This is a genomic window from Chitinivorax tropicus (genome assembly GCF_014202905.1).
Taxonomy (GTDB): Bacteria; Pseudomonadota; Gammaproteobacteria; order Burkholderiales; family SCOH01; genus Chitinivorax; species Chitinivorax tropicus.
This window is the reverse complement of the sequence record NZ_JACHHY010000004.1, coordinates 60,713-76,238: the sequence shown is the minus strand read 5'-3', so window position 1 is coordinate 76,238 and position 15,526 is coordinate 60,713. Positions and strand designations below refer to the sequence as shown.

The following is a 15,526-nucleotide window of genomic DNA, read 5'->3' as shown; positions in this document are numbered from 1 at the left end:
GTGAGGCTGCCCCCACCCATGCAATCTACCGGGCACATCCATCAGATGTGCCCGCGCTGCAATTAAAGGGTACGAGCAACCTCAATGATTTCATATACTTCGAGGAAGTCCCCTTCCACGATATCATTGTAATTGCGAACCTGCAGACCGCATTCGTATCCCAGTTTCACTTCCTTGACGTCATCCTTGAAGCGCTTCAAGGATTCCAGCTCGCCATCATGGATCACCACGTTGTGGCGCAATACACGAACTCTGGCATTACGCTTGATCAAGCCATCGTGAACAAAACATCCTGCAATGGTGCCGACCTTCGAAACATGGAATACCTGGCGGACTTCAACATTACCAATCACCTGTTCACGCTTCTCTGGTGCCAACATACCAGACATGGCAGCCTTCACATCATCAACCGCTTGGTAAATGATATTGTAGTAGCGAATATCGATACCTTCCGATTCGGCCAACTTACGGGCATTGGCGTCAGCACGGATGTTGAACCCGATGATGACCGCTTGTGATGCAATGGCCAGGTTGATGTCGGACTCAGAAATTGCACCCACCGCACCGTGTACGATATTGACGCGAACTTCTTCTGTTGACAGCTTCTGCAATGATGCGGCCAATGCTTCGCAGGAGCCCTGAACGTCTGCCTTGATGATCAGCGGCAGGTTCTTGACTTCCCCCTCGCCCATCTGCTGGAACATGTTCTCCAACTTGGCTGCCTGACGTTTGGCCAGCAATGTATCGCGGAACTTGCCCTGGCGGAACAAAGCAATCTCGCGGGCTTTACGCTCGTCCTGCAATACCAAGACTTCCTCACCTGCATTGGGCACATCCGACAAACCTTGGATCTCGCATGGGATGGAAGGCCCTGCGCTTTGAATGGCTTTGCCATTTTCATCCAACATCGCACGGACCCGACCAAACGCAGAACCTGCCAGAATCACATCACCACGCTTGAGCGTGCCGGACTGAACCAGGATGGTGGCCACGGGGCCTTTACCCTTGTCCAGACGCGCTTCGATGACCAAGCCTTTGGCTGGCGCTTCTTTGGCTGCTTTCAACTCCAGCACTTCGGCTTGCAGCAGGATGCCTTCAAGCAGATCATCAATACCCTGACCTGTCTTGGCGGAAACATCCACAAACATGGCGTCACCACCCCAGTCCTCGGGCACTACTTCCTGCGCGACCAATTCCTGACGAATACGTTCAGGATTGGAGTCTTGCTTATCGATCTTGTTGACAGCCACCACAATAGGTACACCAGCCGCCTTGGCATGGTGAATCGCCTCAATCGTCTGAGGCATAACGCCATCGTCCGCTGCCACCACCAGCACCACGATGTCGGTCACCTTCGCACCGCGCGCGCGCATTGCGGTAAATGCCTCGTGGCCGGGTGTATCCAGGAAAGTGATCGTGCCCCGATCTGTATCGACATGATATGCACCGATATGCTGGGTAATCCCCCCTGCTTCACCACTGGCCACACGCGTCCGACGAATATGATCAAGCAATGATGTCTTGCCGTGATCCACGTGACCCATTACGGTCACCACCGGTGCGCGAGGCTCAACACGGATTTCACCATCAGCATGATCGGCCAGAAATGCTTCAGGATCATCTGCTTTGGCGGCTTGAGGCTTATGTCCCATGTCCTCTACAACGATCATGGCTGTTTCCTGATCAAGCACCTGATTGATGGTAACCATCATGCCCATCTTCATCAGATTCTTGATCACTTCTGCAGCTTTCACCGACATTTTATGTGCCAGCTCTGCCACCGTGATCGTTTCAGGAATCACAACCTCACGCGAAATGGGCTCTGTCGGTTGCTGGAAAGCGTGCTGCGCATCACCACGATGCCGCCCTTTACCACCACCAGAACGCCAGCCATTTGCGGTGTCACCACCACGGACTTTAAGGCCCCGCTTCTTACCATTGGAATCATCCCAGGTATTTTCACGCGGAGCGGGTTTAACCCCTTTGTTGTCACTTGGCCGTTCAACTTTTTTATCTGTTTTGGCAGCTTGGGGCGCAGGTTTGTCAGTTGCAGGCCGCTGAGGTTGCTGCTGTGCGGGCCGTTGTGTGGGCTGCTTCGGCGCCTCCTGGCGATGCTCGGTCACATGCAACGTGGTGTCAGCCTTGGCTGGCGCAGGTGCTGCTGGCGCCGGCGCAGGTACAGGTTCGGCTTGCACGACTTCGACCACCTCAGGCTCTTTGACTGGAGCCGGTTCGACTGCCTTTTCCTGCACAGGCGGCACTTCCTGGGCCCGACGCTCGGCTTCCTTGGCTTGTTTCTGCCGCAGTTCTTCCGCTTGACGTTGTTGCAATTCGGCCTGGCGACGCGCCTCTGCTTCGCGCGCGGCCCGCTCCTGATCATCAATCACCGACACCTGTGGTACAGGTACCTCGATCTCTGGCTCTGGCAACGAGACGACCTCTTCCTGCACGGTTGCATCATTAGCATCGCGCTTCACGAAAACACGCTTCTTACGAACCTCGACCTGAATGGTGCGCGCCTTGCCGGTTGCATCTGACTTGCGGATCTCCGAGGTTTCGCGGCGTGTCAGTGTGATTTTCTGCTTGTCATCTTTGATGCCGTGTGAACGACGCAGATAATCCAATAGACGTGTTTTATCTTGCTCTGTCAGCAAATCAGTCGATTTACTCTTGCTGACGCCCGCTGCTTTCAATTGCTCCAGCAACAATTCCGGCTGAAGACCCAATTCGCTGGCAAACTGTTGTACGTTCGTTTCCGCCATTACGACTCCTAAATTTATTGCATGCCTGATCGTGATTCAGGTGCTTGATTACTCAGCGAACCAGTGTGCGCGGGCTGACAGAATCAGCGCCTTGGCACGCTCCGGCGTCATACCGGTCATCTCGACCAGATCGTCGACTGCCAGATCTGCCAGATCGTCACGTGTCGCCACGCCCTTTTCGACCAGCACATGCGAGGTGTCGGCGTCCATACCTTCGATGCTCATGAGGCTACCAGCCTCGTTTTCCTTCTTCTCCTCGCTGGCAATCGCCTGCGTCAACAAGGAATTACGTGCGCGGCTGCGGAGCTCATTGACCAGATTCTCATCAAACCCTTGGATTTCAAGCATCTCAGCCAATGGGACATAGGCGACTTCCTCAAGGGTCGAAAACCCCTCTTGCACCAGCACCGTCGCGACCTCCTCATCCACATCCAATGTCCGCATGAATAGATTGCGGATCTGCTCGTATTCGGCCTCGTGCTTTTTCTCCGCTTCGTCCACGGTCATGATGTTGATTGTCCAGCCTGTCAGCTCCGAGGCCAAACGAACGTTTTGACCACCGCGGCCAATTGCCTGCGCCAGTTGGTCTTCATCCACCACCACATCCATGCTATGGGTGTCTTCATCGATCACGATGCTGCTGACTTCAGCTGGGGATAGTGCGTTAATGACAAACTGTGCCGGGTCGTTCGACCACAACACGATATCGACGCGCTCACCGGCCAATTCATTGGTCACGGCTTGAACGCGTGAACCGCGCATCCCGATACACGTGCCTTGGGGATCAATGCGCGGATCGTTCGATTTCACCGCGATTTTGGCACGCAGACCAGGATCGCGTGCTGCAGCCTTGATCTCGATCAAACGCTCTTCGATCTCAGGCACTTCCAGCTCAAACAACTTGATCAGGAACTCTTTTGCTGTGCGAGACAGGATCAGCTGTGGGCCACGACCGCCTCGATCGATCCTGAGCAGGAACGCACGTGCGCGATCACCAACACGGAGGTTTTCTTTCGGCACCATGTGCTCACGCGGCAACAGTGCCTCCAATTTACCGCACTCGATAATGGCGTTACCGCGTTCGATCCGCTTGATGACGCCATTGACCAGGTGCTCACGCCGCTGCAGGAAGTCATTCAGCAGCTGCTCACGTTCAGCATCGCGAATGCGCTGCAGGATCACCTGCTTTGCTGTTTGCGCGCCGATACGACCAAATTCGATCGCTTCCAGGGGCTCCTCTATCACGTCGCCCACTTCGAATGTATTCTTCTGCTTGCGCGCTTCCGTCAAACCAATCTCACGCCCCTCGGACAACCAATCCTGATCAGCAACGATATGCCAGCGGCGGAAGGACTCATATGCACCGGTACTGCGATCAATCGAGACACGAACATCCACATCCTCGTCAGGAAAACGCTTTTTTGTCGCAGACGCCAGCGCAAGCTCCAATGCGCCAAACACAATTTCCTTGTCGACGTTTTTCTCGCGCGCCAGCACATCCACCAGCGACAACATTTCGCGACTCATTTATCACACCTCCGGCTTCATTACCTTGAGGCAGGCCTTGGGCCTACCGATCTTATTTAAGCGTTTCGTTTACAAACCGTGCAATTTCTTCAGAACTGCGGATCAAGGCGGACGCGATCCACATTGGTCATGTCGATCTCAATCGCTGTGCCGTCCATGTCAAGCCTGATCCGGCCCGCTTCCAATCCCAATAGGGTTCCGGCGAACATCTTGCGTCGATCGATCGGCACTCTGACTTTCACCTTGACTTTCTGACCGGCAAACCGGGTGAAGTCTGATTCCTTGTTCAATACCCGATCCAAACCCGGGGACGAGATTTCAAGCCGCTCGAAATCAATGTTCTCCACCATGAACATCCGTGTCAGGTGGTTGCTGACTTTGACGCAATCGTCTACGGTGATACCGTTTGGCGAGTCCATGAATACGCGAATCATGCCGCCGCGCCCCAGCTCCAGGTCAACCATCTCATAACCCAAACCAGCAAGCGTGGTATCGAGCAGGTGTCGCAAATCCATATATTCCGTCCTGAGAAATAAAAAATGGGCGTAACGCCCATCTCTAGAAAATCATGAAGAGTTTACCAGAAAACTACAGTCTAGACAAAGCCTCCGTCACAATCCGCGCAATTATTCACTCCACCGCCATTCATCGCCCCTTCCGGTCGACAGCCTATAGCATGCTTCCACCTGACGTGTGAATGGCTGCAATCCGCTTTGCACCGGCTCGGCAAATCCGTTACAGTTACGGCGAACCGCAATATTGAATTTTGCATATAGGTACTTTCCCGACCCCTTTTTCAATATCGGGATCAGATACTTATACGATAGCACCCTATTCAGCAGATCTGGCCGGTTTTCAGCTCAACTATACATATCTGTAGCACACCAATTGGGAGAGTAAGGCATGGAAAAAATCTGGTTGAAACACTACCAAACCGGCGTTCCGGCAGAAATCGATCTGAACGAGTTCAAGAATGTCGGGGAAGTGTTCGAAAAGAGCGCAGAGCGGTTTGCCAATCGACCTGCTTTTTCATGCATGGGCAAGACACTCACTTACCGCGAGATTGATCAACTCACACAACAGTTTGGATCCTACCTGCAAAATACATTGGGTCTGGCGAAAGGCTCTCGCGTCGCGGTCATGATGCCAAATTTGTTGCAATATCCGATCGTTGTGTTCGGTGCGCTACGAGCCGGCATGACCGTTGTCAATGTCAACCCGCTGTATACCCCGCGAGAGCTGGAGCACCAGCTCAATGACTCTGGCGCGGAAACCATCGTCATCATTGAAAATTTTGCCAATGTGCTGCAGCAGGTAATCAAACGCACTGCCATCAAGCAGGTCATCACCACGCGCATTGGCGATCTGCTTGGTTTTCCAAAGTCACTGCTCGTGAATTTCGTCGTGAAGCACGTGAAGAAGATGGTGCCGGATTTCATGCTTCCCGGCTCAATCGGCTTCAATGCTGCGCTGGCCCAGGGTGCCCGTCAGCCGCTGAATGCAGCAGGGGTCACCCATGATGATCTTGCATTCCTGCAATACACGGGCGGCACGACAGGGGTATCCAAAGGCGCTATGCTGACGCATCGCAATATCATCGCGAATATGCAGCAGGCCCATGCCTGGATCAAGCCCTCGCTGGTGGACGGCGCGGAGGTGGTGGTTGCGCCATTACCGCTCTATCACATCTTTGCGCTGACCGCGAATTGCATGGTATTCACCAAGGTAGGCGGGCATACCATCCTCATCACCAATCCACGAGATATCCCAGGCTTTGTGAAAGAGCTGGCCAAGTATCCGGTCACAGCGATGACCGGCTTGAATACGCTATTCAATGCACTGCTCAACAACCCTGACTTTGCCAAGCTCAATTTCAAGACCTGGAAGCTGGTACTAGGCGGGGGCATGGCAACCCAGAAGGCCGTGGCGGAGCGCTGGCGGCAGACCACCGGGGTGCCGCTGATCGAAGCCTATGGCTTGACCGAAACCTCGCCTGCTGCTTGCATCAACCCATTGAGCAACACCGAATTCACCGGCAGCATCGGGCTGCCGCTGTCATCGACCGAATGCTCTGTCCGCGATGAGAATGGCCAAGAGGTTGCCATTGGCGAATCCGGTGAGTTATGGGTGCGCGGCCCTCAGGTCATGAAAGGCTACTGGAACCGTCCGGAGGAATCCGCCAAGGTGCTGAAGGGCGATGGTTGGCTTGCAACAGGCGACATGGCGGTCATGAGCGACCAGGGCTTCTTGAAGCTGGTGGATCGCAAAAAGGACATGGTGTTGGTGTCTGGTTTCAACGTCTACCCAAATGAAATCGAAGAGGTCATCGCATCCCTGACTGGTGTGATGGAGGTGGCCTGCATCGGCGTACCAGACGAGAAGTCAGGTGAGGCGGTCAAGGTATTCGTGGTCAAGAAAGATCAGGCTCTGACCGAAAAAGACATCATCGAGCACTGTAAGAAGAACTTGACTGGTTACAAAGTGCCCCGCCATGTGGAATTCCGCACTGAACTCCCCAAGACCAATGTAGGCAAGATTCTACGCCGCGCATTGCGGGATGAGGAGATGAAGAAACAGCCTGCTTGAGTCGAATCAGGCTGCGTCAGCCTTGTCATCCATGCTGGCAAGCCCGCTCTTGAGCGGGCTTTTTTGCGCCCCGCGAGCGCAGATTTGCTGTGCTACACTCGATTTACGTGCCAGACATTTCCCTGTGCCGATATGGCAATATGAATTGGCTGGATACACCAAGCAGGCCTTCAATCCACTGCCCAGCGCAACATGACCAAGGCATATAAAAAATGCCATGGACTGAATTGACGGGACTCGAAAACATTATGCTTTTGTTATAAAGTCGCGCTTTCGCCCAGTCGAGCCACCATGCCGGGCTGGCTGGCGACAGAGAGAGGCAGGCAGTATCTGCAGGCCCAAGACCAACAAACAGGATGTGCCGCTTGTGGAGTCCATACGCCATAAGCATACCCACCAACACAGCAGGACATGTTCTTATGGATCTCACCCCGTTATTCAAATTAATGGCCGAAAAACACGCATCTGATCTGTTTTTTACTGCAGGGGCGCCAATTCAGATCAAGATCCAGGGCGTGATCGTGCCGGTGAATCAACAGGTGCTGAGCGCCGAGCAGGTGAAACAGTGCGCTTACAGCATCATGAATGCGGAGAAGATCGCTCGCTTCGAGGCAGAGTGGGAGATGAACTTTGGCATCCCCATCCCTGATGTCGGCAGCTTCCGGGTCAATATCTTCCGGCAACGCGGCGCCTGTGCCATCGTCATCCGTTACATCAAGGCCAGCCCGCCCAAGCTGGGTGAGCTGGGCGTACCGGATGTGTTGGGTGATCTGTGCATGCTCAAGCGCGGGCTGATCCTGATGGTGGGGGCTACGGGCTCCGGTAAGTCATCCACGCTCGCCGCCATGTTGAATTATCGGAACGAAACCTCGCCTGGGCACATCCTGACAGTTGAAGACCCTATCGAATTCCAGCACCGGCACAAAAAGTCGATCGTCAACCAGCGTGAAGTCGGCATCGACACCAAAACCTATGCAGATGCGCTCAAGAATGCAATGCGCGAAGCGCCGGACGTGTTGATGATCGGGGAGATCCGTGACAAGGAAACGCTCTCGCAGGCGTTGACCTACGCGCAGTCTGGCCATTTGTGCCTATCGACGCTGCATGCAAACAACAGCTACCACACGATGAACCGCATCATCAACTTCTTCCCAGAAGATGCGCGGCCCGGGTTGTTGCTGGATTTATCGACATCACTGCGCGCTGTAATCTCACAACGCCTGGTCCGTGGCATCGACGGCAAGTTGCTCCCAGCGGTCGAGGTGTTGTTAAATTCGAACCGCGTCGCAGAATTGATCCGCAATGGCGAGGTCAACGAGATCAAAGAGGCCATGGAAAATTCGTTACACCAGGGCTCCCAGACCTTTGAGCAGGCATTGTACCGTTTGTACAAAGAGGGCAAGATCACGCTCGACGAGGCCATGCTACATGCCGATTCACCAACCAACCTGCACTGGCTGGTCAGCCACGGCGAGGTGGTGGATGAAGGTAGCGCAAAAGGCGATTCATCGAAAAAAGACAACAAGGATGGGTCCGACCAACCACAGGTCAGTTTCAATATCGATCTGATCGACACACCGCATTGATGATACACAGGCATGAAAATCTACGGCATTCCCAACTGCAATACCGTCAAAAAAGCCCGCGAATGGCTCATATCCAACCAAATTGACATCCCATTTCATGATTTCAAGAAATCCGGTGTCGATGAAACTTTGCTGAACGACTGGCTGAAGCAGGTCAGCTGGGAAAAGCTGGTGAATCGCCAGGGTACCACCTGGCGGCAACTGTCGGACGAAGACAAAGCCGCCATCGTGGACAATGCCAGCGCGATTCAATTGATGCTTGCCAAGTCCTCCGTGATCAAGCGCCCCGTACTGGAGGTCGATGGCAAGGTCTATCTTGGATTTGACGAGGCAATTTACCAGCAGGTGTTCAACAAATGAATCAAGACCCCACCCTGCTGCTGACTGAACAACTGATCTCATTACCCTCCAATACGCCCCATGATGCAGGATGCCAGGACATCATGATCGAGCGCCTGGAGAGACTGGGCTTCGCCATTGAGCGCATGCGCTTTGGTGACGTTGACAATTTCTGGGCGCGTCTGGGCACCGAAAGCCCTGTCGTCTGCTTTGCCGGCCACACGGACGTCGTCCCGACCGGCCCGCTAGATCAATGGCATAGCGACCCCTTCATGCCCACGATCAAAGAAGGCATGCTGTTCGGGCGTGGCGCCGCCGACATGAAAGCCTCACTGGCGGCCTTCGTCACCGCCATCGAGTCTTTTCTGGCTGAGCACAAGCGCCCAGTTGGCTCCATTGCCCTATTGATCACCTCTGACGAGGAAGGCCCGTCGATCAACGGCACGGTCAAGGTCGTCGAGACCCTGGCGGCCCGTGGAGAAACCATCGATTGCTGTGTGGTGGGCGAGCCCACCTCAAGCGAGCGGTTTGGCGATGTCATCAAGAATGGGCGCCGAGGCTCACTATCCGGTCGATTGATCGTGAAAGGCATTCAAGGGCATATTGCCTACCCTCACTTGGCCAAGAACCCCATCCACCTGCTTGCCCCTGCGCTGGCCGAGCTTGCTGCGACCGAGTGGGATCACGGCAATGAGTATTTCCCACCGACTACTTGGCAGGTTTCCAACATCCACGCAGGAACCGGCGCCAACAATGTGATTCCAGGCAAGTGTGAACTGCTGTTCAATTTCCGCTTTTCGACTGAGAACACCGAACAGTCGCTCAAGGAAAAGGTACGCGCGATTCTGGACCAGCATCAACTGGACTACCACATCGAGTGGACATTGTCAGGCAATCCGTTTCTCACCGCACGTGGCCCGTTGGTACAAGCGCTGGCGGCATCGATCGAATCCATCTGTGGCTTTCAACCTGAGCTCTCCACCACCGGCGGCACCTCCGATGGTCGATTCATCGCTCAGATCTGTCCGCAGGTCGTGGAATTTGGCCCGATCAATGCGACCATCCACAAGTTGAATGAGTGTGTGGCCGTTGACGATCTGCCCAAGCTGTCTGCGGTCTACCATGGCGTCCTGGAGCGCATGCTGACCTGATCCTCACCGGGATAGACCCTCGCTGGAGAGGGTTTATCCCCCATCAGTTTACCCCTTCCGAATCCATTGAAATTAAATTGCATAATCATTCCAAAGCGGAATACACTTTTTCCATTCAATACGTCATCAAGATAAAGTAAACTCGCTATTGAAGCAGCTTGGTGTGGTTGATGTGACGCCAGAACCGCCCGCCATGCGGATTTTCGAGCATGATCAGCCTCAAATCTGCGTATCAGGCTGCCAACTGCATCAGATATTCGGTTTTACCCCAATTTGGCAGGTCAGTTGCATGTTTTTGCTGTAAAACACCGCATTCCTTTGAGTATTCGCGTAATTGTCCGTTGAACCTGCGGCCAAGTAAGCCGGTAGAAGCAAATACAACCATACGAATGTTTGACATGCTCATCCATCCACCCTGCTGGAAGCCAAGTGTTGAAACTACTCTGCCACATATTGATCGTGTCTTTGCTGTGTCTGGTTGGGTCTGCGCTCCAAGCTGAAGGGGTACGGATCACCCGTCAGACACTGATGCATGAACTGAATCGGGACATCACCTATCTGATCGATCAAGAAGGGCAGCTTACCCTCGACCAGATCCGCAGCCCCACCCTGCAGTCACAGTTCAAGCCCATGCCGGACACAGGTCCGGCGTTTGGCTACACACATGCCACATACTGGTTCAAGCTCACTTTACTCAATGCCACCGATACCACGGATTGGCTGATCAGCTTGGATCTACCGGCACTGGACTACATCGACTTCTACGCCCCCGCCCAACACCCAGGCCAACCCTATCTGCACCAACAGTCTGGTGACAGATTGCCCTTTTTCGAGCGGCCTTTGGCAACGCGTGATCATGTATTTCCCATCACCGTGCCAAACAATCAACCCATCACCCTGTATTGGCGCGTCAACACATCCAGCAGCATGACCGTGCCAGCTGTTTTATGGGCGCCATCCAGTTATGCCAGAAACAGTGAATCCGCCCATTTGTTCTATGGCCTCTACTTCGGATTTCTGTTCGCCTTGGCTGCGTACAATCTGGTGCTGTATCTATCGCGGATTCACATCAGTTATCTTTTCTATGTCGTCTCGGTGGTGGGCATCGGCCTATGGCAGTTGACACACAGCGGTCTGGCCTTTCGATACCTGTGGCCTGATGCGCTTTATCTGCAGCATGTCGCGGTCAACCTGTTTGCCGCTGGTGGCATGGCAGGGCTTGGGCTGTTCACCTTGTATTTCCTGAAAGTCAAAGTCATTGCGCATCGCCTCCACGCTGCCTTATGGCTCATTGTGATCGCCTGCACGCTCTCGATGCTGGCAGCAGCTGGCAATGTAGTCGATCAGGTGCTGCTGTCACGCATCAACACGCTACTGGCCCTGACCAATGCTGTGCTGTGCATCGCTGCCGGAATCATCTGCTGGCGGAGAGGTCAACACATTGCGCGTTTTCTGGTGTTCTCGCAGTGCGTCTGGCTTTCTGCGCTACTGATCACCGCATTACGTGCTGCAGGTCTGGTCAATGTCGAATTCCTGAGCCTCTACGCAACCCACCTGTCCATTCCCATTGAAACCTTGCTCCTGGCGATTGCCCTGTCTGATCGCTACCGGCAGATGCATCACCAGAGAGAGGCCGCCAAGGAATTGGCCCTGCACACCTTGCGTTCGACCGAGCGCATGCTGGAGCAGCGCGTCGAGGAGCGAACCGAGGCACTGTTGCAGACCAACAAGAAACTGGAGGAGGCCAATCAGGAATTGGATCGGTTGAATCATGAGAAAACCGAATTGTTGCGTATTGCTGCACACGATCTGAAGAACCCAGTCAGCCAGCTTCGTGCCGCCTCGGACCTGCTCCGACAGAAAATCGCCTATTGGCCACTCAACAAGTCAGTGGCCATGCTTGGCAACATGCACCAATCAGCGGTGCGGATGACGGACATCATCACCAAGCTGCTGGATCTAGACGCCATCGAGTCCGGCAAGCTCTCGGTGAATGCTGTCCGGGTGGATTGGTGCGAGAGTGTGCGCAACGTGCTGGATGAGGTCGGTGAATGGGCTGCCAGCAAACAGATCCAGCTGCAACCCGAGCTGCCACCCCAAGCCGACATCTGGGCCGATGCCGAGCTGGTGTACCAGATCGATGAAAACCTGATTTCCAACGCCATCAAATTTTCACCACCAGGCAGTGTGATCACCATCAAGCTGAGCTGCAATGCCGAAGTCGCCAAACTGGAGGTGGAAGACCAAGGGCCAGGGATTCGGGAAGACGACATGTCGCAGTTGTTCCGCTCTTTTGCCAAGCTCTCGGCCCGCCCGACCGGCGGTGAGCACTCCACTGGTTTAGGCTTGTCAATCGTGAAGCGGTTGACGACATCCATGTCGGGACAGGTCTGGTATGAACAGCCAACCCAGGGTGGCGCCAGGTTCTGCGTCACCCTGCCGCTGCCATCGCACCCCCAGCCGGAGCCCGCCGCCCAACCATCATAATGAAGCCGCCTCGACGACGACATTCGATTCTATTTGTAAAATTGCGCCAGATCACTTGTCCAAATCCCCGGCTTTGATACACTCGACCATCTTCTCTGACACCCGTTTCCCGCCCCGCCAGCACGGGGAGCCTTTACATCATGAGCACACTCGAACAAGCCATCCGCGACCGCCTTGCCAAACTGATCGACCCCAATACCGGCAAGGATTTCGTCACTGAAAAATCACTCAGGCAGATCCAGATCCAAGGTGACAGAACCACCATCAGCATCGACCTGCCCTACCCTGCCCGCTCCCAGCATGCCGCGCTGACCGCGCTCATTGCCGACAGCGTGAATGATCTGGCGGGCATTGGTCAGCTGGACATCCAGATCCAATCCACCATCGTGTCACACAGCGTGCAGCGGGGCATTCCGCTGTTGAGCGGCGTCAAGAACATCATTGCTGTCGCCTCGGGCAAAGGCGGTGTCGGCAAATCCACCACTGCAGTCAATCTGGCCCTGGCTCTGGCAGCAGAAGGCGCGCGGGTCGGCTTGCTCGACGCCGACATCTACGGCCCCTCCCAGCCCACCATGATGGGGTGCGCGCAGCAGCGGCCCGACTCCCCCGACGGCAAAACCATGACGCCGATCGAGCATCATGGCGTGCAAACCATGTCGATCGGCTACCTGATCGACCCGGAGCAACCCATGGTCTGGCGCGGCCCCATGGTGACCCAAGCGCTGACTCAGCTGCTGAACGAAACCCGCTGGGACAATCTCGATTATCTGATCATCGATCTGCCCCCAGGTACTGGCGACATTCAATTGACCTTGTCACAGAAAATCCCGGTCACCGGTGCGGTCATCGTCACCACCCCGCAGGACATCGCCCTGTTGGACGCGCGCAAAGGACTCAAGATGTTCGAGAAAGTGGGCGTACCCATTCTGGGGATTGTCGAAAACATGAGCATGCATATCTGCTCCCAATGTGGCCATGCCGAGCCGATCTTCGGTGAAGGGGGCGGTGCCAGAATGAGCACGGATTACCATATCGAGCTACTGGGCCAATTGCCGTTGGATATCAGCATCCGCCTGGCGACCGATGCCGGCAGACCCAGCGTGGTGGCCGATCCGGAAGGGAAGGTGGCGACGATCTACAAGCAGATCGCGCGTCGCATTGCCGTCAAGATCGGTGAAAAGTCCCAGGACTTTTCAGCCAAATTCCCCAAAATCGTCATCCAGAACACCTGAACGCCAGGGCCTGCACGGCCCTTACACCCAGAAAACGCTCTTGCAGACACGCATAGGCAAAATGCGGTCATTTGGTTAGACTAGCGCACTTTTTTTGAATTGGGAGCACAGAATGTCCATCAAATCAGACAAATGGATTCGCCGCATGGCTGAACAGCATGGCATGATCGAGCCATTCGAGCCCAATCTGATCCGTGAGGCGAATGGGCAGAAGATCGTTTCCTATGGCACATCCAGCTATGGCTACGACATCCGCTGTGCCGACGAATTCAAAGTCTTCACCAATATCAACAGCACCATCGTTGATCCGAAAAATTTCGATCCGAACTCATTTGTCGAATTCAAAGGGAATTCCTGCATCATTCCACCGAATTCGTTCGCACTGGCCCGGACGGTCGAATATTTTCGCATCCCCCGCTCTGTGCTGACCGTTTGCCTGGGTAAATCCACCTACGCACGCTGCGGTATCATCGTCAACGTAACGCCATTCGAGCCGGAATGGGAAGGCCACGTCACACTGGAATTTTCCAATACCACGCCTCTGCCAGCACGCATCTATGCCAATGAAGGGGTAGCCCAGGTGTTGTTCTTCGAGTCCGATGAAATCTGTGAAGTGTCTTATAAAGACCGTAGTGGCAAATATCAGGGGCAAAAGGGTGTCACTTTGCCAAAAATCTAGTGCGCTGGCAGGCGGGATTCGCAGGCGCCATCATACGGGCCAGGCCATCTGCCGGGGTGGCACGGATGGCATCGCCTCACGGCTTATGGTTGCTGCGAGCCGCGCCAGGCACCGGGGTTCACACCCAGCCATTCTTTGAATGCATGATTGAAGCTACTCTGCTCCTGATACCCTAGCAGAAAGGCGATGTCTGTCAGGCTCAAGTCTGTTTCACGCAGATAATGCTTGGCCAGATCACAGCGCGTGTGGTCCAGCACTTGCTGAAAGCTGCTGTCAGCATCCTTCAGCTTACGTTGCAGCGTGCGGACGGTCATGCCCAGCCCGGTGGCAATCAGGTTGAGGCGGGCTTTGTCTTGTGCAAGGCTGTGTACAATCGCCTCGCGCACGCGCGAAACGATTTCGGGGGTCTGGTATGCCTGGGCTCGGGCCTGCAGCAGCTGCTCGGCATGTTGCACCAGCACCGGGAACAGGCTCGGCTCGGCGTGTGGCACGGGCCAATTCAACACAGCGGCAGGGAAGCGTGCCTTGTACTCTGACGCATCAAACACCATCGGGCAGCAGAAAATACGTTGCAGCTCATCAGCATGATCCGGTTTCGCGTGGGCGAAATGCACGGACTCCACAGGCATGGCCCGCCCGGCCATCCAATCCACGAAGACCTTGATCCCGACCATCACGCTCTCTGGCATGTGCCGACAGGGCAGCGCCTCCAGCCATGGGCTATACCAGATGTACTCGGCCACCGCCCCATCGATTCGCAAACCGGTGCGGCCCAGGTCATGCGCCAGCGCTTCGTAGCGCATCACCTGCGCAATGGCCTCGCCAAATGTCCGACACGAGAGAATGATCATGCCGTAGACGGCATAGTTGGCCAGCCGCATGGCCTCGCCCACATGCACCCCAAACCATGCATCATGGCTCAAGGACGCCGCTGCATTCAGCACCCGCAGGTAATCCAGCACGGGTAATTGCTCTGGCGTGGGGGTCAGGGCATCGGCGGGCAAGCCTGCTGCCACAGCCAGATCCGACAATGCGATGCCATGCCGTTGGGCAACATCCAGAGAGACTTGCAGATAGGCGCCCACCACCCTCGCCTGGCTGGCCGGGGGGATCGGCATTGGGCTGAGTGGGGAAGCACCGTCTGGGGCTGATAGCAGAGTCATAGGCAACCGAATCG

Annotated in this window: 12 protein-coding genes; 7 read left to right on the top strand and 5 right to left on the bottom strand. The window is 55.1% G+C overall.

What is annotated here, in order from left to right; genetic code table 11:
• Positions 1-62 precede the first annotated feature (62 nt).
• The 3 genes from infB to rimP form a co-directional block, all read right to left on the bottom strand.
• A complete protein-coding gene (infB, locus tag HNQ59_RS04110) occupies positions 63-2,762 on the bottom strand; it encodes a translation initiation factor IF-2 (RefSeq protein WP_184035596.1) in 2,700 nt (899 codons plus the stop codon).
• 48 nt (positions 2,763-2,810) lie between these two features.
• Complete coding sequence (gene nusA / locus HNQ59_RS04105) at positions 2,811-4,289, bottom strand: transcription termination factor NusA (protein ID WP_184035594.1); 1,479 nt, start codon at positions 4,287-4,289, stop codon at positions 2,811-2,813.
• An 89-nt stretch (positions 4,290-4,378) separates the two neighbouring features.
• A complete protein-coding gene (gene rimP, locus HNQ59_RS04100) occupies positions 4,379-4,804 on the bottom strand; it encodes a ribosome maturation factor RimP (protein ID WP_184035592.1) in 426 nt (141 codons plus the stop codon).
• Positions 4,805-5,192: 388 nt separating this feature from the next.
• Here rimP and HNQ59_RS04095 point away from each other — a divergent pair, with 388 nt between their 5' ends.
• The 4 genes from HNQ59_RS04095 to dapE all read left to right on the top strand — a co-directional run bounded on the left by HNQ59_RS04095 (position 5,193) and on the right by dapE (position 9,951).
• Positions 5,193-6,875, top strand: a complete 1,683-nt coding sequence (locus tag HNQ59_RS04095) for a long-chain-fatty-acid--CoA ligase (protein WP_184035590.1) — start codon at positions 5,193-5,195, stop codon at positions 6,873-6,875.
• A gap of 419 nt (positions 6,876-7,294) precedes the next feature.
• Entirely contained in the window at positions 7,295-8,461 is a 1,167-nt protein-coding gene (locus tag HNQ59_RS04090) for a PilT/PilU family type 4a pilus ATPase (RefSeq protein ID WP_184035588.1), read from the top strand.
• Between the two features lie 12 nt (positions 8,462-8,473).
• On the top strand, positions 8,474-8,821 hold the full coding sequence (locus HNQ59_RS04085; protein ID WP_184035585.1) for an ArsC family reductase: 348 nt from the start codon (positions 8,474-8,476) through the stop codon (positions 8,819-8,821).
• Positions 8,818-9,951, top strand: a complete 1,134-nt coding sequence (gene dapE / locus HNQ59_RS04080; protein WP_184035583.1) for a succinyl-diaminopimelate desuccinylase — start codon at positions 8,818-8,820, stop codon at positions 9,949-9,951. The genes HNQ59_RS04085 and dapE overlap by 4 nt, the downstream gene beginning before the upstream one ends.
• A 232-nt stretch (positions 9,952-10,183) precedes the next feature.
• On the opposite strand, the gene HNQ59_RS04075 is transcribed toward dapE, so the two are convergent.
• The gene (locus tag HNQ59_RS04075; RefSeq protein ID WP_184035581.1) at positions 10,184-10,351 is read right to left on the bottom strand and encodes a hypothetical protein; all 168 of its coding nucleotides are present in this window, start codon (positions 10,349-10,351) and stop codon (positions 10,184-10,186) included.
• 29 nt (positions 10,352-10,380) lie between these two features.
• Here HNQ59_RS04075 and HNQ59_RS04070 point away from each other — a divergent pair, with 29 nt between their 5' ends.
• The 3 genes from HNQ59_RS04070 to dcd all read left to right on the top strand — a co-directional run bounded on the left by HNQ59_RS04070 (position 10,381) and on the right by dcd (position 14,349).
• Complete coding sequence (locus HNQ59_RS04070; RefSeq protein ID WP_184035579.1) at positions 10,381-12,438, top strand: 7TM-DISM domain-containing protein; 2,058 nt, start codon at positions 10,381-10,383, stop codon at positions 12,436-12,438.
• Positions 12,439-12,578: 140 nt separating this feature from the next.
• Positions 12,579-13,670 carry an iron-sulfur cluster carrier protein ApbC gene (apbC, locus tag HNQ59_RS04065; protein WP_184035577.1) on the top strand — a complete coding sequence of 364 codons (1,092 nt, stop codon included), beginning with the start codon at positions 12,579-12,581 and terminating at the stop codon, positions 13,668-13,670.
• Between the two features lie 112 nt (positions 13,671-13,782).
• Complete coding sequence (dcd, locus tag HNQ59_RS04060) at positions 13,783-14,349, top strand: dCTP deaminase (RefSeq protein ID WP_184035575.1); 567 nt, start codon at positions 13,783-13,785, stop codon at positions 14,347-14,349.
• A gap of 83 nt (positions 14,350-14,432) precedes the next feature.
• On the opposite strand, the gene HNQ59_RS04055 is transcribed toward dcd, so the two are convergent.
• Positions 14,433-15,512, bottom strand: coding sequence for an AraC family transcriptional regulator (locus tag HNQ59_RS04055; RefSeq protein WP_246490839.1), 1,080 nt, complete (start codon positions 15,510-15,512; stop codon positions 14,433-14,435).
• Positions 15,513-15,526: the final 14 nt, after the last annotated feature.

Excerpts from the sequence above, each read along its gene's own strand:
- infB (WP_184035596.1), bottom strand. The coding sequence starts at position 2,762 with ATGGCGGAAACGAACGTACAACAGTTTGCCAGCGAATTGGGTCTTCAG.
- nusA (WP_184035594.1), bottom strand. The coding sequence starts at position 4,289 with ATGAGTCGCGAAATGTTGTCGCTGGTGGATGTGCTGGCGCGCGAGAAA.
- rimP (WP_184035592.1), bottom strand. The coding sequence starts at position 4,804 with ATGGATTTGCGACACCTGCTCGATACCACGCTTGCTGGTTTGGGTTAT.
- HNQ59_RS04095 (WP_184035590.1), top strand. The coding sequence starts at position 5,193 with ATGGAAAAAATCTGGTTGAAACACTACCAAACCGGCGTTCCGGCAGAA.
- HNQ59_RS04090 (WP_184035588.1), top strand. The coding sequence starts at position 7,295 with ATGGATCTCACCCCGTTATTCAAATTAATGGCCGAAAAACACGCATCT.
- HNQ59_RS04085 (WP_184035585.1), top strand. The coding sequence starts at position 8,474 with ATGAAAATCTACGGCATTCCCAACTGCAATACCGTCAAAAAAGCCCGC.
- dapE (WP_184035583.1), top strand. The coding sequence starts at position 8,818 with ATGAATCAAGACCCCACCCTGCTGCTGACTGAACAACTGATCTCATTA.
- HNQ59_RS04075 (WP_184035581.1), bottom strand. The coding sequence starts at position 10,351 with ATGTCAAACATTCGTATGGTTGTATTTGCTTCTACCGGCTTACTTGGC.
- apbC (WP_184035577.1), top strand. The coding sequence starts at position 12,579 with ATGAGCACACTCGAACAAGCCATCCGCGACCGCCTTGCCAAACTGATC.
- dcd (WP_184035575.1), top strand. The coding sequence starts at position 13,783 with ATGTCCATCAAATCAGACAAATGGATTCGCCGCATGGCTGAACAGCAT.
- HNQ59_RS04055 (WP_246490839.1), bottom strand. The coding sequence starts at position 15,512 with ATGACTCTGCTATCAGCCCCAGACGGTGCTTCCCCACTCAGCCCAATG.